This window comes from Pseudomonas sp. 43mfcvi1.1 (assembly GCF_900115935.1).
GTDB lineage: Bacteria > Pseudomonadota > Gammaproteobacteria > Pseudomonadales > Pseudomonadaceae > Aquipseudomonas > Aquipseudomonas bijieensis.
Genome location: NZ_UETT01000012.1, coordinates 61553 through 79536, shown reverse-complemented (window position 1 = coordinate 79536; position 17984 = coordinate 61553). Strand labels below are relative to the sequence as shown.

15 protein-coding genes are annotated in these 17984 nt (G+C 60.9%); 8 read left to right on the top strand and 7 right to left on the bottom strand.

What is annotated here, in order from left to right; genetic code table 11:
- The first annotated feature begins 269 nt into the window (after positions 1-269).
- The 3 genes from gorA (at position 270) to ahpF (ending at position 4052) form a co-directional block, all read left to right on the top strand.
- Positions 270-1628, top strand: coding sequence for a glutathione-disulfide reductase (gene gorA, locus DTP52_RS21805; protein ID WP_109755193.1), 1359 nt, complete (start codon positions 270-272; stop codon positions 1626-1628).
- Positions 1629-1801: 173 nt separating this feature from the next.
- The gene (ahpC, locus tag DTP52_RS21800; RefSeq protein ID WP_025213143.1) at positions 1802-2365 is read left to right on the top strand and encodes an alkyl hydroperoxide reductase subunit C; all 564 of its coding nucleotides are present in this window, start codon (positions 1802-1804) and stop codon (positions 2363-2365) included.
- A gap of 124 nt (positions 2366-2489) precedes the next feature.
- A complete protein-coding gene (gene ahpF, locus DTP52_RS21795; RefSeq protein ID WP_109755192.1) occupies positions 2490-4052 on the top strand; it encodes an alkyl hydroperoxide reductase subunit F in 1563 nt (520 codons plus the stop codon).
- 240 nt (positions 4053-4292) lie between these two features.
- On the opposite strand, the gene gloA is transcribed toward ahpF, so the two are convergent.
- Positions 4293-4814, bottom strand: coding sequence for a lactoylglutathione lyase (gene gloA / locus DTP52_RS21785; RefSeq protein ID WP_109755190.1), 522 nt, complete (start codon positions 4812-4814; stop codon positions 4293-4295).
- A 194-nt stretch (positions 4815-5008) separates the two neighbouring features.
- On the opposite strand from gloA, the gene DTP52_RS21780 reads away from it, so the two are divergent.
- Positions 5009-5536 carry a DUF4946 domain-containing protein gene (locus DTP52_RS21780; RefSeq protein ID WP_109755189.1) on the top strand — a complete coding sequence of 176 codons (528 nt, stop codon included), beginning with the start codon at positions 5009-5011 and terminating at the stop codon, positions 5534-5536.
- 105 nt (positions 5537-5641) lie between these two features.
- Here the strand turns inward: DTP52_RS21780 and DTP52_RS21775 are convergent, their stop codons facing one another.
- The 3 genes from DTP52_RS21775 to DTP52_RS21765 all read right to left on the bottom strand — a co-directional run bounded on the left by DTP52_RS21775 (position 5642) and on the right by DTP52_RS21765 (position 8871).
- Positions 5642-6007, bottom strand: a complete 366-nt coding sequence (locus DTP52_RS21775) for a histone-like nucleoid-structuring protein, MvaT/MvaU family (protein ID WP_058544518.1) — start codon at positions 6005-6007, stop codon at positions 5642-5644.
- Between the two features lie 223 nt (positions 6008-6230).
- Complete coding sequence (locus tag DTP52_RS21770) at positions 6231-7775, bottom strand: EAL domain-containing protein (protein ID WP_109755188.1); 1545 nt, start codon at positions 7773-7775, stop codon at positions 6231-6233.
- Positions 7776-8007: 232 nt separating this feature from the next.
- Positions 8008-8871: a LysR family transcriptional regulator gene (locus DTP52_RS21765; protein ID WP_109755187.1), complete on the bottom strand. Its 864-nt coding sequence runs from the start codon at positions 8869-8871 to the stop codon at positions 8008-8010.
- Positions 8872-9108: 237 nt separating this feature from the next.
- On the opposite strand from DTP52_RS21765, the gene DTP52_RS21760 reads away from it, so the two are divergent.
- Both DTP52_RS21760 and hppD read left to right on the top strand, forming a co-directional pair.
- Entirely contained in the window at positions 9109-10053 is a 945-nt protein-coding gene (locus DTP52_RS21760) for a DMT family transporter (RefSeq protein ID WP_109755186.1), read from the top strand.
- 250 nt (positions 10054-10303) lie between these two features.
- Positions 10304-11380: a 4-hydroxyphenylpyruvate dioxygenase gene (gene hppD, locus DTP52_RS21755; RefSeq protein ID WP_109755185.1), complete on the top strand. Its 1077-nt coding sequence runs from the start codon at positions 10304-10306 to the stop codon at positions 11378-11380.
- 175 nt (positions 11381-11555) lie between these two features.
- Here the strand turns inward: hppD and rarD are convergent, their stop codons facing one another.
- The 3 genes from rarD to DTP52_RS21740 form a co-directional block, all read right to left on the bottom strand.
- Entirely contained in the window at positions 11556-12440 is an 885-nt protein-coding gene (gene rarD, locus DTP52_RS21750; protein ID WP_109755184.1) for an EamA family transporter RarD, read from the bottom strand.
- A gap of 158 nt (positions 12441-12598) precedes the next feature.
- Positions 12599-13633, bottom strand: coding sequence for an aldo/keto reductase (locus tag DTP52_RS21745; RefSeq protein WP_109755183.1), 1035 nt, complete (start codon positions 13631-13633; stop codon positions 12599-12601).
- A gap of 197 nt (positions 13634-13830) precedes the next feature.
- The gene (locus DTP52_RS21740; protein ID WP_109755182.1) at positions 13831-15141 is read right to left on the bottom strand and encodes an MFS transporter; all 1311 of its coding nucleotides are present in this window, start codon (positions 15139-15141) and stop codon (positions 13831-13833) included.
- Positions 15142-15325: 184 nt separating this feature from the next.
- Here DTP52_RS21740 and DTP52_RS21735 point away from each other — a divergent pair, with 184 nt between their 5' ends.
- Positions 15326-16450: a sugar diacid recognition domain-containing protein gene (locus tag DTP52_RS21735; RefSeq protein ID WP_109755181.1), complete on the top strand. Its 1125-nt coding sequence runs from the start codon at positions 15326-15328 to the stop codon at positions 16448-16450.
- 339 nt (positions 16451-16789) lie between these two features.
- Positions 16790-17926, top strand: a complete 1137-nt coding sequence (locus DTP52_RS21725; protein WP_109755179.1) for a glycerate kinase — start codon at positions 16790-16792, stop codon at positions 17924-17926.
- Positions 17927-17984 lie beyond the last annotated feature (58 nt).

Here is a 17984-nt window from a genome sequence, read left to right as displayed (position 1 = left end):
AATCGCAGGCACTGAAGATCCCGTGGCGAGGGAGCTTGCTCCCGCTGGGCGGCGAAGCCGACCCAAACTCACTGACGCGTTCTTTCGGGTAGACCGCGCCAGCAGGTTTTACGACTGCTTCGCAGCCGAGCGGGAGCAAGCTCCCTCGCCACTAAGGCAAGCTGCGAAAGATGCCGTTTGGCTTTTCAGGTTCCGCCCCCATAACCATCGCAACGCTGCCTCAGGTGAAAACAGCAGGTATGCTGATGACCTGCCGAAGGAGATAGAAGATGGCCTACGATTTTGACTTGTATGTGATTGGCGCCGGTTCCGGTGGTGTACGGGCGGCGCGGTTTGCCGCTGGTTTCGGGGCCAAGGTTGCCGTGGCGGAAAGCCGCTACCTGGGCGGCACCTGCGTGAACGTGGGCTGCGTGCCCAAGAAGCTGCTGGTCTATGGCGCGCATTACGCCGAAGACTTCGAACAAGCGTCGGCCTATGGCTGGACGGCGGGGGAGCCGAGTTTCGACTGGGCCACGCTGATCGCCAACAAGAACCGGGAGATCAATCGCCTCAACGACATCTACCGCAACCTGCTGGTCAACAGCGGCGTGGTGCTGCACGAAGGTCACGCCAGGATCACCGGGCCCCATGAGGTCGAGATCAACGGCCAGCGTTACAGCGCCAAGCACATCATGATCGCCACCGGCGGCTGGCCGGTGATCCCGGACATTCCGGGGCGCGAGCATGCCATCAGCTCCAACGAGGCATTTTTCCTCAAGGAACTGCCCAAGCGCGTCATCGTGGTGGGCGGTGGCTACATTGCGGTGGAGTTCGCCGGGATTTTCCACGGCATGGGCGCGCAGACGTCGTTGCTCTACCGCGGTGAGCTGTTCCTGCGCGGCTTTGACGGTGCGGTGCGCATGCACCTGGCGCAAGAGCTGACCCGCCGTGGCCTGGACCTGCAGTTCAACGCCGACATCAAATCCATCGAAAAACTCGACGATGGCAGCCTCAGTGTCGAGCTCAAGGATGGCAAGACGTTGATCACCGATTGCGTGTTCTACGCCACCGGCCGGCGGCCGATGCTCGACAATCTGGGGCTGGAAAACACTGGCGTCACGCTGGATGAGAAGGGCTTTGTCCAGGTCAACGAAAAATACGAGACCACTGAACCGTCGATCCTGGCCATTGGCGACGTGACCGGTCGTGTCCAGCTCACCCCCGTCGCCCTGGCCGAAGGCATGGCGGTGGCGCGACGTCTGTTCAAGCCCGAGCAGTATCGCCTGGTGGATTACCGGATGATTCCCACCGCCGTGTTCAGCCTGCCGAACATTGGTACGGTGGGTCTGACCCAGGAGCAGGCCGAGGAGGAGGGCTATACGGTAGAGATTTTCGAAAGCCGCTTCCGGCCGATGAAGCTGAGCTTGACCGACTGCCAGGAGCGCACCCTGATGAAACTGGTGGTGGATGCCAAGACCGACAAGGTGCTGGGTTGCCACATGGTCGGGCCGGATGCCGGGGAAATCGTCCAGGGGCTGGCCATTGCCCTCAAGGCCGGCGCCACCAAGCGCGACTTCGACGAAACCATCGGCGTGCACCCGACCGCCGCCGAAGAGTTCGTGACGATGCGTACCCCCGTGGCCTCCTGATCCCTGCCGAACCGATGGCGAGCGAGTCTGCTCGCCATATTAAGTTTTCTTCTATCTATTTAGCTGCTGATAGCCAAAACCAATCATTCACATGAGGTTTGCCAATGAGCCAGCCCGGGGATGAGTGGTTAAGATCCTCTCCATCAACTTTCAACCCTGACGGAGAAACATCGATGCCTATCATCAACAGCCAAGTTAAACCGTTCAACGCTACCGCTTTCAAAAACGGCGAATTCGTTCCGGTATCGGACGCCGACCTGAAAGGCAAGTGGTCTGTAGTGTTCTTCTACCCAGCCGACTTCACCTTCGTTTGCCCAACCGAGCTGGAAGACCTGGCCGACAATTACGCCGAGTTCAAGAAACTGGGCGTCGAGATCTACAGCGTGTCGACCGACACCCACTTTGCCCATGCGGCCTGGCACAACACTTCGCCAGCCATCGGCAAGATCCAGTACACCATGATCGGCGACCCAACCCACGTTATCTCCCGCAACTTCGACGTGCTGATCGAAGAAGTTGGCCTGGCTGACCGCGGCACTTTCGTGATCAACCCAGAAGGCCAGATCAAGATCGTTGAACTCAACGACGGCGGTGTAGGTCGTGACGCTTCCGAGCTGCTGCGCAAGATCAAGGCCGCTCAATACGTTGCCGCTCACCCTGGCGAAGTCTGCCCAGCCAAGTGGAAAGAAGGCGAGGCCACCCTGGCTCCGTCCCTGGACCTGGTCGGCAAGATCTGAGTCTGTGAGTCATCCGAGGGCGATTCGCTCTTAATCAAGTAAGCCGCTTCGCCCCAAAAAACGCCCGGGCGAGATTCGCTCGGGCGTTGTTTTTTCTGAAATTCAAAAAATGGAAATCGCCCGTATGTTGGACGCCAATCTTAAAGCTCAGTTGAAGTCATACCTGGAACGGGTCACCCAGCCGATCGAGATCGTCGCCTCCCTCGACGACGGTGCGAAATCCCAGGAAATGCTCGCGTTACTCCAAGACGTCGCCAGTCTTTCCCACCAGATTACTTTGCTCGACAACGGCAGCGATGCGCGTAAGCCTTCGTTCTCGTTGAATCGCCCGGGAGCCGATATCAGCCTGCGTTTTGCCGGCATTCCCATGGGCCACGAATTCACTTCGCTGGTGTTGGCCTTGTTGCAAGTCGGCGGCCACCCTTCGAAGGCCAGTGTCGAAGTCATCGAACAGATCCGCTCCCTCAAGGGCGAGTTCAACTTCGAGACCTATTTCTCGCTGTCGTGCCAGAACTGCCCGGACGTGGTCCAGGCGCTGAACCTGATGGCGGTGCTGAACCCGAACATTCACCACGTCGCCATCGACGGCGCGCTGTTCCAGGCCGAAGTCGATGAACGTCAGATCATGGCCGTGCCAAGCATTTACCTCAATGGCGTGAACTTCGGCCAGGGCCGCATGGGCCTGGAAGAAATTCTCGCCAAGATCGACACCAGCGGTATCGAACGCCAGGCCGAGAAAATCAGTGCCAAGGACGCCTTTGATGTACTGGTGGTCGGCGGTGGCCCGGCTGGCGCTTCGGCGGCGATCTACGCGGCCCGTAAAGGCATCCGCACTGGCGTGGCGGCCGAACGTTTCGGCGGCCAGGTGCTCGACACCATGGCCATCGAGAACTTCATCTCGGTCCAGGAGACCGAAGGGCCGAAACTGGCCGTCGCCCTGGAAGAACACGTCAAGCAGTACGACGTGGACATCATGAACCTGCAGCGCGCCGACGCCCTGGTGCCGGGCAAGGACGGCGGGCTGCATGAAATCAAGTTCGCCAGCGGTGCGAACCTCAAGGCCAAGACCGTGATCCTGGCGACCGGTGCCCGCTGGCGCGAAATGAACGTGCCGGGCGAGCAGCAGTATCGTAACAAGGGTGTGGCGTACTGCCCGCACTGCGACGGTCCGCTGTTCAAAGGCAAGCGCGTGGCGGTGATTGGTGGCGGTAACTCCGGCGTCGAAGCGGCTATCGACCTGGCCGGTATCGTCGCCCATGTCACCTTGCTGGAGTTCGATGTGCAATTGCGTGCCGACGCGGTGTTGCAGCGCAAACTGCACAGCCTGTCGAACGTCACCGTGATTACCAACGCCCAGACCACTGAAGTGACGGGGGATGGCCAGAAGGTCAATGGCTTGCGCTACAAGGACCGCCCGAGCGGTGAAGTACGGGATGTGGCGCTGGAAGGGATCTTCGTGCAGATCGGCCTGTTGCCCAACACCGATTGGCTCAAAGGCACCGTCGAGCTGTCGCCGCGGGGCGAGATCATTGTCGATGCCCGTGGTGAAACCTCGATCCCTGGTGTGTTCGCCGCAGGTGACGTGACCACCGTGCCGTACAAGCAGATCGTGATTGCCGTGGGCGAGGGCGCCAAGGCCTCGTTGAGCGCCTTCGATCACCTGATCCGTACCTCTGCGCCGGCTTGAACAACCGATAGCAGCAAAAACAAAACCCCATGAGCCTGGCTCATGGGGTTTTTTATTGGCTATTTCACGCACTCACCACTAACCGATGTGGGAGCGAGCCTGCTCGCGATAGCAGTGGGTCAGCCTGCATCAATGCTGAATGTGCCGCCGTCATCGCGAGCAGGCTCGCTCCCACAGGGGATTTGTGCGGGGCGAAAAATCCACGTCACTGACAATCAAATGTGGGAGCGCTGGTGAGTGTTAAAGCGGCGCAGGCTGGATGATTTCGACCCAGTAGCCATCCGGGTCCTTGATGAAGGCCAGGCTTTTCATACGGCCATCGTTCAGGCGCTTCTGGAAATCGCAGCCCAGTGCTTCGAAGCGCTCGCAGGCGGCGACGATGTCCGGTACAGAGATGCAGATGTGGCCGAAGCCGCGTGGGTCGCTGTTGCCATTATGGTAGGCGAACGCCGGGTCGCTTTCGGTGCCATGGTTGTGGGTCAGTTCGAGGATGCCAGGGATCGACTTCATCCATTCGGTACGTGCTGCGGCATCCGCTGGGATCTGGCTTTTATCCACCAAAGCCAGGAAATACAAGCTGAATTCGGCTTCCGGGAAGTCGCGTTTCTCCACCAGCGAGAAACCCAGCACGCGGGTGTAGAAATCCAGCGACTGGGTGATGTCCTTGACCCGCAGCATGGTGTGGTTGAAGACGAACTTGGCTGTGGCGGCGTCAGGTTGGGCGGTGACGCCCGGGAAAGTATTGAGTTCGTGCAGGCTCATGGGCCCTCCGGAAAATAAGTGGGGCAAACGACGCCGCAACCTTGCTGCGGCGGTTCCTGGGCTTGCGTCAAACGGCGTCCTTGCAGGTGCGCCCATGATACGCAAGGGGCGCGGCATCGCCAAACCGCGTGTGGCTCTTGCCTGGTCCTGCCTCGAGCTTCAGACTTGACGATTCGTCCCTGGGTGCCAACGCAATGATTCGACCGTTCCTTTCGCTGTTTGTCCTGCTATTTGCCTGTGTTTGTGGTGTCCAGGCGGCCGAACCACAGGTCGCTTGGCCCCAGGGTTGGGTTGTCGAGCCGCTGCCCGCCGATGTATCGGCCTCTGCGGCGCCGGCCCCCCAGCGACAACGTGCAACCAAGAGTGATTCGGCAGGCAATGCCGTGATGGTCATGGAACTGACCACGACCACCGTCGAGCCCGATCATCAGGTCAACTTACAGGGCGTATTGTTGGAAATGCGCAAATCAATCCAGAAGGATTTTTTCCAGGGCGGTTACCAGAGTGTGTGCACTAAGATCCATGCCTCCATGTTGGGCGGCGTAACTGCATTGGAAACCACTTGTACGATCACGCAAAACGGGCGACATGTATTGTCTCAGGCCCTCGTCGCGGCACTAAATGAGGGCAAGGCTTATGTGCTGTCCTATGCAGGGCAGGCGCAGGTGTTTGTTGAAAGCCAGGATGAAATACAGTCGGTGCGAAACAGTTTGAAACTATAACGCCGTCAGCGTAATACACCCGGGATTTAATCCAGAAGTTTAGCCCATAAAAAAGCCCTGAGTGTATTCAGGGCTTTTTGCAGGGAGGCTGTCAGCCACGCATTATCAACCACGCAACCAGGAATCGACGGTCGCTGCACCGTATTGTTCTTTCCAGGCTTTCAGGCCGCGGTGATTGCCGCCTTTGGTCTCGATCAACTCGCCGGTGTGCGGGTTCTGGTAAACCTTTACCACTCGCGCACGGCGGGTCTTGGTGGGTTTGGTCGATTGCAGGCTTGCCTTGGACGGGTTCGGGTCGAGGATCGCGACGATGTCGCGCAGGCTCTTGCCGTAGGTTTTCATCAGTCCCTGGAGCTTTTCCTCGAATTCGATTTCCTTCTTGAGCCCGGCATCGTTCTTCAGCGACTCCAGCTGCTTGAGCTGTTCTTGAAGGGCCTTTTCGGCTGCACGAAATTCAGCGAGTCTGGACAAAATCGTTACTCCAATCAAAATATTTGGCTGATATCAACCGCAAACAAAGCTATAAGCTAAGCGCCTTGAAGCGACTCAGTGTTAATGACTCTCCTGCTATCTGGCACAGGTAGAAAAAATTGTAGTAGTTAATCCGGAAAGTGTAAATCGTAACTTTTTCGTTATGTAACAACAGCAAACGTTTTTACCAGTTGGCGCATCGTCGTCAATAGATCGGCGGCGGTTAACTGCCATTAATGCCGGCCAACGTCTCAATGAACGCCTGCCCGCTAATCGGTCGACCAAATAGGTAACCCTGTAGAAAGTTCACCCCATGGGCGCTCAGGTAGTCGCTTTGTTCGACGGTTTCGACACCCTCGGCAACCATGTCCAGGCCCAGCTTGCCCGACAGTTCGATAATGCTGTCCAGTAGGTGCCGCGACAGGGTATCGGCACCGATCATCGCGACAAAACTCTGGTCGATCTTCAAGAAGTCCACATTGAACTGACGCAAGTACGCCAGGCTGGAATGACCCGTGCCGAAATCGTCGAGGGCGATCTTGACGCCCAGTTCCTGCAGTTGGCCAAACAGTTGCTGGGTAACGGGCGTAGGTTCGATCAGTTCGCGCTCGGTCAACTCCAGTACCAGGGTAATCGTACCTGGCGCGAAGGCACCGAGAAATTCGCGACAATCGTCCACCAGTGCCAAGTCCTGGCAGTGACGGGCGGTGATGTTGATGCCGACATGAAACGGCGCTTCGAGTCGAGGCGCCAGCGGCACCAGCAGGTGCATGGTCTGCTGCATCAGCGCCCGGGTCATCGCTACGATCAGGCCGCTGTGTTCGGCGAAGGGAATGAACAGGTCCGGGCGAACCAGGCCTTCCTTGGGGTGGTTCCAGCGCATCAGTACTTCGACGCCGGCCCAGCGTTTGCTATCGCTGTGCACGACCGGTTGCAGATACGGAACGAACTCGCCGGCTTCCAGTGCCCGTTGCAGTTCACGGCTGGGTGACGAGGCGCGTTTTTGCAGCCAGTGCCCGAGCGTCCCGGCAACGACGCCAAAAAAGATCAGCAGGCTGAACAGCGGTGGATATTCCCGGGCCATGTAGCGCCAGGTTTCACCCTTATCGAATCCGGCTTCCACATTGAAGGCGTAGCGCGATGACCCCAGCTCATGCCGGGTGACCGGCAGCATGGGCAACGGGGCTGGGCGGACCTTGCCGTCCGCCGTCAGCCAGTTCGGCCCGACTTGCAACCGTAGGCGGGTCTGGCGACCGATCAAGCGCAAGACGTTGGCCAGGTGATACCCGTCAAGCGTGGCCAAGGCGCCTTGATGGCCCACGTTGAGCCGATAAACCAGCAGCGCGGTATCCGGCGTGACCGGGTTGCCGTCCATGAGCCACAACGTGCCTTGATGGTAGTCGCCCGGGTTGACCCGTTCCTCGAAGGCCCCGAACAGCGAGCTGCAATACAGGCTGTTGTCCCAGATAAGATTGGTCGAGCGGACAAAGGGCCGGCGTGTCACTTGCTCGCGTAATGCCAGCTTTACCGCTTCGCAGGGTTGGCCGGCCAGGGGCAATAGTTCCCGAGCCGCCAAGGCGGTATTGTCGAGCATCAGTTCGATCTGCCTGACCGATTCCTCGGCAGTCTGCCGGGTTTGTTGCGCCAGCGTCCGTTCGGCCTGCATGTACAAAATGGCCAGCCCTGACAGTATTGGCACCAGGCCGCAAAGCAGGGTGACTAGATAGCGACGGGGCCGGGTGTGCGAGCGGGTAGCGGTCAAGGGCATCGGCACAACCTGGAAAAGGGGATGAGGGGGAAACGTTGGATGCCGACCATGATAGATGGCCTGTCGGTTACTTGCTGACAGCAGTGTGACTGTGGGAGCGAGGTCTGTGGGAGCAAGGCTTGCCCGCGATGAACGATCATGCGGTCCACTTGGAGAACCGAGGTGCCTTCATCGCGAGCAAGCTTTGCTCCCACAGGTTCAATGCCAGGCTCCCACAGGTTCAGTGCTGGGCTCATGGCTGTCGGGCCAGTTCGATGAACGCCAGGGTGGCGGGCGAGGCCTGGCGGCTGTCCAATACCGCCAGGCCAATCTGGCGCGGCACTCGCGGTGACAATGGCCGCGCGACGAAGCCCGGGCTCTCGACGTCCGGCAACGAACCTTCGGAAACCACGCTCACCGCTTCGCCACGCCTGACGACATCCAGGGTGCTGAGCAGTTGCGAGCAACGGAAACGCACGTTCGGCGTCAGCCGGGCGGCATTGAACAGGCGAGTGACCAGCTCCGACGATCCTGCCTCGGTGAGCACGAAGGGGTCGTTGCACAGATCCTTGAGGCTCAGGCTGGCCTGGGTGGCGAGGGGGTGTGAAGTGGGCAGCAGGGCGACCATCTGATCTTCCAGCAGCATGAACGTATCGAAACGGTCCTCGGGCAGCACCACGAAGCCGACGTCGATCCGCCGTTCGTCCAACCACTGGATGACCTGCCTGTCAGGCCCTTCATCGATGTGTACTTCGATTCCTGGATGCAAGTCTCGATAGCGCCGCAGGATACCGGGCAACAGTTTCATCGATGAAGTTGGCCCGAACGAGCCGATGCGCAAGGTACCTCGGCGCATGCCCCGGGCATCGGCGGCTTCCTGGCGCAAAGTGTTGGCCAACCCGAGCATGGCCCGGGCCCGCAGCAGCAACTGCTGGCCAATGTCGCTGAGCTCCACCGCCGACTGATGACGCCGGAGCAATTCCACCCCCAACTCCTGTTCCAGGGATTTGATGGCGTGGGAGACCGCCGACTGGCCGATGCCCAGGCGCATTGCCGCCGCCGTGAAACCACGGAGCTCGGCGACCAGGGAGAAGATTTCGAGTTGGGTGAGAGTCATGAGGGATTGCTCATTTTACGATGATCAAGCATGACCCCAATACTGACGTATCTGACCTGAATCAGGAAGCAGCATCGCCCTGGTGTGGGGGCTGTGGGAGCAAAGCTTGCTCGCGATGAACGATGACTCGGTTTGCCTGCTGAATCGCGCCGCCTCCATCGCGAGCAAGCTTTGCTCCCACAATCAATCCCTTCACCACAGGTTGTGTCGTTCTCATTAGCGTGCCGTGGTGAAACCATGAAAGCCCTCGAACAAACCGTCCCAATCCCATCGGACCTGCCGGTCTATCTGAAGCTCGCCATGGTCACCATGATCTGGGGCGGGACCTTCGTGGCCGGCCGGATCCTTTCCGATGCCTTGGCTCCGATGTTTGCCGCCAGCCTGCGTTTTCTGCTGGCCAGTATCGCGCTGCTGTCGTTTCTCGCCCTGGCCGGGATCCCGCTGGTCAGGCCCAGTGTGAAGCAGGGGTTGCAATTGGCCGCCCTGGGGTTCTTCGGAATCTTTTTCTATAACCTGTGCTTCTTCTATGGCTTGCAGTACATCAATGCGTCGCGGGCGTCGTTGATCGTGGCCTTGAACCCGGCGGTGATCGGACTGGCGTCCTGGTGGTTGTTCAAGGAGCGGCTGAGCCGCTTGAAAGTGGTGGGCATCGCGCTGTGCATCGGCGGAGCGGGACTGGTGATCGTCAGTCGTGATCCGGCCTTGTTGCAAGACGCAGTACAGGGCTGGGCCGGTGACCTGCTGATTTTTGGCTGCGTGCTGGGCTGGGGCATCTATTCGCTGTTTTCCAGGAACCTGAATGAAAGCCTCGGCCCCTTGCAGACCGTGACCTGGTCGATTCTGCTGGGCACGTTGATGTTGTGGCTGGCCTGCGCAACGGCGGGGGATATCCGCCTCGAGGCCTTGCGCGCACTGGACATGGAGCAATGGCTGAGCCTGTTGTACCTCGGCGTGCTGGGCTCGGCCCTGGCTTACATCGCCTGGTATGACGGCATTCGGCGGATCGGTGCGACCCGTTCCGGGGTGTTCATCGCACTCAATCCGCTGACGGCGGTGCTGCTGGGGGCGCTGCTGCTCGACGAACGGCTCACGGCCTTGATGTGTGTCGGCGGGGGCGTGATCCTGGTGGGCATTTTCCTGTGCAACAAACCCCTTGCGCGGTCGAAGGAAAAGGCGATTTGATACAGAAGGCGGACAAACCTGGTTACGCTGTGTAGAATCGATTTACGCATATAAGAATAACGTCTTCTGGCAGCAGAAGCCTCGCCCGCAAGAGCCTTGGGTCGACAATGAAGATACTTGGGTTTCAACTGATCTATGGCGATTTCCTCGCCCGCAGCGTTCGTGGCATTTCCTGCGCGCCGCCCCGTGTCCCCTGCATCGCTTGCAACTAACTTTTTTTGTTAATTGACCAGAATGATGAGGCGCCGACATGGCAGATCTATACGAAAACCCCATGGGCCTGATGGGCTTCGAATTCATTGAATTCGCATCGCCTACACCCAACACCCTGGAGCCGATCTTCGAGATCATGGGCTTCACCAAAGTGGCCACGCACCGCTCCAAGGACGTGCACCTGTATCGCCAGGGCGCGATCAACCTGATCCTCAACAACGAGCCCCACAGCGTGGCCTCGTACTTCGCGGCCGAGCACGGTCCGTCGGTGTGCGGCATGGCGTTCCGGGTCAAGGATTCGCAACAGGCCTACAAGCGCGCCCTGGAACTCGGCGCCCAGCCGATCCACATCGAGACCGGCCCGATGGAGCTGAATCTGCCGGCGATCAAGGGCATCGGCGGCGCGCCCCTGTACCTGATCGACCGTTTTGGCGAAGGCAGCTCGATCTATGACATCGACTTTGTCTTCCTCGAGGGCGTTGACCGCAACCCGGTGGGCGCGGGCCTGAAAATCATCGACCACCTGACCCACAACGTCTATCGTGGGCGCATGGCCTATTGGGCCGGTTTCTACGAGAAACTGTTCAACTTCCGCGAGATCCGCTACTTCGACATCAAGGGCGAATACACCGGCCTGACCTCCAAGGCCATGACCGCCCCGGACGGCATGATCCGCATTCCGTTGAACGAAGAATCGTCCAAGGGCGCCGGGCAGATCGAAGAGTTCCTGATGCAGTTCAACGGCGAAGGCATCCAGCACGTGGCTTTCCTCACCGATGACCTGATCAAGACCTGGGACAAGCTGAAAAGCATCGGCATGCGCTTCATGACCGCGCCGCCGGACACCTACTACGAAATGCTCGAAGGCCGCCTGCCGAACCACGGTGAGCCCGTGGCGGAACTGCAATCGAGGGGCATTCTGCTGGATGGTGCTTCCGAGCAAGGCGACAAGCGCCTGCTGCTGCAGATCTTCTCGGAAACCCTGATGGGGCCGGTGTTCTTCGAATTCATCCAGCGCAAGGGTGATGATGGTTTCGGCGAAGGCAACTTCAAGGCGTTGTTCGAGTCCATCGAGCGTGACCAGGTGCGTCGTGGCGTGCTTGCTACCGAGTAAAGCCTGAGACCAAAAAGCCCGCCTGAGGTCATTGCCAGGCGGGCTTTTTGTTGCCAGACGCAGATCAAAATGTGGGAGCGAGCCTGCTCGCGATTGCGATCTGGTTGGTACATCAGTGGGGCATGTGCCACCGCCATCGCGAGCAGGCTCGCTCCCACAGGGTTAAGTGGTGACCTTAATTCCGGCGCTGCTGCCGCACCAGGTGCTTGAACCCTTCGAACACCAGCACTGCCACCGCCATCCAGATGGGGATGTAGGTCAGCCATTCACCGGCCTTGATGCTTTCGCCCAATAACAGCGCAACGCCCAGCAGCAACACCGGTTCGACATAACTCAACAACCCGAACAGGCTGAACGGCAGCAGCCGGCTGGCGACGATGTAGGACACCAGCGCGCTGGCGCTGATCACTCCGAGCAACGGGATCAGCAGGGACAGCCATGGGGACTGATCGAAAACGCCGAGACCCTGTTCGCCGCTTTGCACGAACCACAGTGCCACGGGCAGCATCAGGGTCATGTCCAGCCAGAGCCCGCCCAGGTTGTCGGTCTTGATGCGTTTGCGCAGGATGAAATAGATCGGGTAGCCGATCACCACCAGCAAGGTCGCCCAGGAAAACCCACCCACCTGGTACAACTCGTTGAACACGCCAAGGGTGGCGAAGAATACGGCGACTTTCTGCAAGTAGGACAGGCGTTCGCCATAGACGATGCGCCCGGTCAGAACCATCGACAGCGGCAACAGGAAGTACCCCAGCGACACGTCCAGGCTGTAGCCGTTGAGCGGCGCCCACATGAACAGCCACAGTTGCGCACCCATCAGGGCCGAAGAGGCTATCGCTGCGATCAACAGTCGTGGCGTGGCGACCAGGCGTTGAATCAGCGCCGTGACCAGGTTCCAGTCCCGCGTTACCAGCAGGAAGGCGGTCATGCACGGCATTGTCAGCAGCATGCGCCAGCCGAAGATTTCCACGCCGGTAAGGGGTGAGAGCAGCGAGGTGTAGTAGTACATGACGGCGAACAGCGCGGAGGCCGAGACCGATAGAGCGATGCCTTTGGACACAGTGATTCTCTTGGGGGCGATCAACCAACACCCTACCTGTGGCAGGGTGTTGATTGTGGGAGCGAGTCATGTGGGAGCAAGGCCTGCTGCGGTAGCAAAACCTGTGGGAGCAAGGCTTGCCCGCGATAGCCACGCCGCGGTTCAACAGGTGAACCGCGTTATCGTTCATCGCGGGCAAGCCCTGCTCCCACAGGCACGCGCCCCGGCACGAAATGACTCACATCATTGAACCCCGGTGTCGAAGCATGCCCCGGTGTCACCAGCGAATCGATGAAGGCTTCGTCTTCTGCGCTGATCTTCACCGACTGCGCCTTGGTGTAGGAATCCCATTGTTCTTCGGTGCGCGGTCCAACGATGGCCGAGGTCACGGCGCTGTTGTTCAGCACCCAGGCGATGGCGAACTCGACGATGCCCACGCCCCGGCCCTGGGTGTATTGCAGGATCTGCTGGGCAATGCGCAGGGATTCGACCCGCCACTCGGTTTCCAGAATGCGTTTGTCCTGGCGGCCGGCGCGGCTGTTGGCGTCCGGTGCCACGTCCGGGGCGTACTTGCCGCTGAGCACGCCGCGGGCGAGGGGGCTGAACGGCACCACGCCGAGGCCGTAGTTCTGCGCGGCAGTGATCTGCTCGGTTTCCGCCTGGCGGTTGACGATGTTGTACAGCGGTTGGCTGATTACCGGCCGGTCGATGCCCAGGCTGTCGGCGATCCGGATCACCTCGGCGATGCGCCAGCCACGGTAGTTCGACAGGCCCCAGTAGCGGATCTTGCCCTGGCGAATCAAGTCGCCGATGGCCGACACCGTGACATGCAGCGGCGTGTTGTGGTCTTCGCGATGCAGGTAATAGATGTCCAGGTAATCGGTGCCCAGGCGCGTCAGGCTGGCCTCGATGCCATTGAAAATGTGCTTGCGACTCAGGCCGCTGCGGTTGGGCACGCCGTCCGCCGGACCGAAGCCGACCTTGGTGGCCAGCACCCATTCCTGGCGGCGACTGGCGATCGCTTCGCCGACGATCTCTTCAGAGCGGCCGTTGGTGTAGACGTCCGCGGTGTCGATGAAATTGATGCCCTGGTCCCAGGCCTTGTCGATGATCCGCAGCGAATCCTCGGTGCTGGTCTGTTCGCCGAACATCATGGTGCCCAGGGTCAACGTCGAGACTTGCAACCCGGAATGGCCTAGCGTGCGGTAGCTCATGACAAGATCCTTTTATCCATGGGGAAAGGCTCAATCAAATACCAGAACCGTCGCGTGGATCCAACCGTTTTCTCAACCCCACCAAAATCCACTGTGGGAGCGAGCCTGCTCGCGATAGCGTCAGGTCAGCCAACATTTATATCGACTGATACACCGCCATCGCGAGCAGGCTCGCTCCCACAGGGGGCACAGGGGTGTCAGGCCCGCAGGGTACGGGTCATGCGCAACGCCAACAGGCTGCCGCAGACAATCACCCCGGCCAGCAGGTACAACGCCGCGTCGGTCGAGCCGGTGGCGTCCTTGACCCAGCCCACCAGGTACGGGCTCAGGAACCCGGCCATCTGGCCCATGGAGTTGATCAAGGCCAGCCCACCGGCGGCGGCACCGGCGCTGAGCAGGGCGGTGGGCACCGGCCAGAACATCGGCAAGCCAGTGAGGGCTCCCATGGTGGCGATGGACAGGCCGATGATGGCGATGGCCGGGGTGGTGGCGAAGTTGACGGCGATCAGCAGCCCGGCGGCGCCCATCAGCATTGGCACAACCAGGTGCCAGCGGCGTTCCTTGTGCAAGTCCGCCGAGCGGCCCACCAGCAACATGAACACCGCCGCCAGCAGATAAGGGATCGCACTCAGCCAGCCGATCACCAGGTTATCGCTGAAGCCCAGGTTCTTGATGATCGACGGCAGCCAGAAGTTGATCGCGTACACGCCGCTCTGGATGCAGAAGTACACCAGGCCGAAGGCCCAGATCGCCGGGTTCTTGAACACCGCCAACAGCGAGTCGGTGGCAGTCTTTGGCTTGTTGGCCAGGTCTTCGGCGTGGTCGGCGGTGAGCACGGCGCGTTCCTGGTCGGTCAGCCATTTGGCGTTGGCGAAGGTGTCGCTGAGCAGGAAGAACGCCAGCGCGCCGAGGATCACCGTCGGAATGCCTTGCAGCAGGAACATCCACTGCCAACCCGCCAGGCCGCCCTGGCCCGCGGCGAAGTGGTTGAGGATCCATCCGGAAAACGGGCTGCCCAGCAGGCCGGACACCGGAATGGCCGACATGAACAAGGCCATGATCCGGCCACGTCGGAACGTCGGGAACCACTGCGAGAGATAAAGCACCACACCCGGAAAGAATCCGGCTTCAGCGGCGCCGGTGAACAAGCGCAAGGTATAGAACTCGGTGGGGGTAGTGACAAACAGCAGGCAAGTCGACAGGGTGCCCCAGGTGATCATCATCAGCGCGATCCAGCGCCGTGGGCCGAATCGGGTCAGGGCCAGGTTGCTCGGCACGCCGCACAGTACGTAGCCGATGAAAAAAATCCCGGCACCGAGGCCGTACACGGTTTCGCTGAATTTCAGGGCATCGAGCATCTGCAACTTGGCGAAGCCAACGTTGACCCGGTCGAGGTAGTTGAACAGGTAGCAGATGAAAATGAAGGGGATCAAGCGCAGGGTGATGCACTTGTAGACGGTATTTTTTTCGTCGGGGGTAGCCAGGAGGGCTATTGCGCTCTGGGACATGGCGGGTCTCTCTTTATTATGATTTTCGCGAGCCAAGGGGTAACGTTGACCGCCCCTTGAGTCTCGGCCAGCCCAAGGCCCCGTGTCTTTGTGCCTGAGCACAGGGTCTGCGTTCAAACCCTGTGCGCCTGACCAAACCCACGCCTAAAACAACAATCCACGCCGCTTGCAAGGAACACCGCCCATGTTCGAACTCGATCACGACCTGGCGCAGGACATCGTCGACCGGGCGATGGCGATCCTACCGTATAACGTCAATGTCATGGACAACCAGGGCCTGATCCTCGGCAGCGGGGAGCGCGAGCGGGTCAATACCCGGCACGAGGGTGCGCAACTGGTCCTGGCCAACGGTCGGGTGGTGGAAATCGACGAGCACACCGCGATGCACCTCAAGGGCGTGCAGCCGGGAATCAACCTGCCGTTGATGCTCGATCAACGGCTGATCGGCGTCCTGGGCATCACCGGCGAGCCTGAGCAACTGCGTACCTACGCCGAACTGGTGCGCATGACCGCCGAAATGCTGGTGGGCCAGCGTAACCAGCAGGCCGAGCAGCAATGGCGTCGTCAGCGCTGCGATGACTTGCTGGCGTTGCTGCTGGGGGACGCCGGGGACTCGCCGCGATTGCTGGACGAAGCCCGGCAAATGGGCCTCAAGCCGCAATTGTCGCGGGTGCCATATCTGTTCGAGCTGGGGCTGGAACATGGGCCCGGCCAGACCGTCGAGACGTTGAGCGCGTGGTTGATGTCGCGCTACCCGGACAGTTGGTGCCTGACCTCGTCCAAATCTTCCTTGCTCTGGTGTCGCCCGGTCACCGCCTCGGTGGAGAACGAGCGGCTACTGGGCAAGCTCGATGGGCTGGGCTGGAACATCCTGCGCATCGCAGTGGGCGGCCAGGCGGAAGGGTTGGCGGGCCTGCGGCGTTGCTATCGACGGGTGGCGGACTTGCTGGCCTACGGGCGCGATGTGTTGCCGCAATCGCGCTTGCTGAGCCTCAGCCGCTACCGCCTGCCGGTGCTGCTCTGGCGCCATCGCAGTGACGATGCCCTCGACGAGTTGCTGACCCCGTTGCGCAAGGTCATCGCCAAGGACAGCAACGGCCAGTTGCTCGCCACCCTGCGCAGTTGGTGCGAACACGACGGCCAGAGCCAGGCCTGCGCCGAAGCCTTGGGTATCCACCGCAACAGCTTGCGCTACCGCATGGAGCGCATCGCCGAACTGAGCGGCGTGGATCCGTTGCGGTTGGATGGGATGCTGGTGTTGTACCTGGGGGTGCAGCTGCTACCCCAGACCGCCGATAAACCCACGTGACCCCCTACTGTGGGAAATGCCGCTCACTTAAGGTTGTCGACAAACCTGTGGCGAGGGAGCTTGCTCCCGCTTGAGTGCGAAGCGCTCACAGAAAGGGCCGCTTCGCAGCCCAGCGGGAGCAAGCTCCCTCGCCACGGGGGGCAGCGTTTTTCTTGAGTGAGCAGCGTAACGGTGGGAGCGAGCTTGCTCGCGATGAGGCCCTCACTTTCGACCACAATCCCCTTGGCCAACCGATCTTTGTGAAATTGAACAATAATGCCCGGTGTCTTTTGTGCGGCGGACCGGCGTCATGGCTGCGGTCAACTGGCAGCATGCTGTGCATCGGAACCGGAGAATAATATGAAAATAATCATCGCCCCCGACTCGTTCAAGGACAGCCTCAGCGCCCAGGGCGTCGCTGATGCCATCGCCCAGGGGCTGGCCGAGGTCTGGCCGGATGCACAGTTGATCAAGTGTCCGATGGCCGACGGCGGGGAGGGGACGGTGGAGTCGGTGCTGGCAGCCTGCAACGGTCAATGGCGTCACACCTGGGTTCGCGGGCCCCTGGGGGGGAGTGTCGAGGCGCGCTGGGGCTGGTTGGCCGAAAGCCGCACCGCGATCATCGAGATGGCCGAGGCCAGTGGCCTGCAACTCGTGCCGCCGGGGCAGCGCGATGCCTGTTCCAGCAGCACCTACGGCACCGGCGAGCTGATCCGTGCCGCACTGGACGAAGGGGCCGGGCGGGTGATCCTGGCAATCGGCGGCAGTGCCACCAACGATGGCGGCGCCGGCGCGATGCAGGCCTTGGGCGTGGCGTTGCTCGATGAGCACGGCCAACCCCTGGGACCCGGTGGCTCGGCCCTGGCGAACTTGTCGCGCATCGACCTGGGCGATCTCGACCCGCGCCTGGCCCAGGTCAGTTTCGAGATCGCCGCCGACGTCGATAACCCACTGTGCGGGCCCCATGGCGCTTCCGCGATCTTCGGTCCGCAGAAGGGCGCCCGCGCCGAGCAGGTGCAGGAACTGGATCGGGCCCTGGGACATTTCGCCGACCGTTGCGCCCAGGTGTTGGGGCGGGATGTACGCGACGAACCGGGCAGCGGCGCGGCCGGTGGCCTGGGGTTCGCGGCCAAGGCGTTCCTGGGGGCGCAGTTTCGTACCGGCGTGGAAGTCGTCGCCCAACTGACCGGGCTGGCCGATGCGATCAGTGGCGCCGACCTGGTGATCACCGGCGAAGGCCGTTTCGACGCCCAGACCCTGCGCGGCAAGACGCCCTTCGGCGTGGCCCGCATCGCCCGCCGGCAGGGCGTACCGGTGCTGGTCATCGCCGGCACACTGGGGGAGGGCTACCAGGCACTGTACGACCATGGCATCGATGCCGCCTTTGCCCTGGCCAACGGGCCGATGACCTTGCAACAAGCCTGCGTCGATGCCCCGCGCCTGCTGAGCGAGCGCGCCCGGGACATCGCCCGGCTGTGGCGGGTGGCCGCCCGGTAACACGATCCAGTGGCGAGGGAGCAGGCGCCCTCGTCACAAAAGCCTCGCGAAATATTTT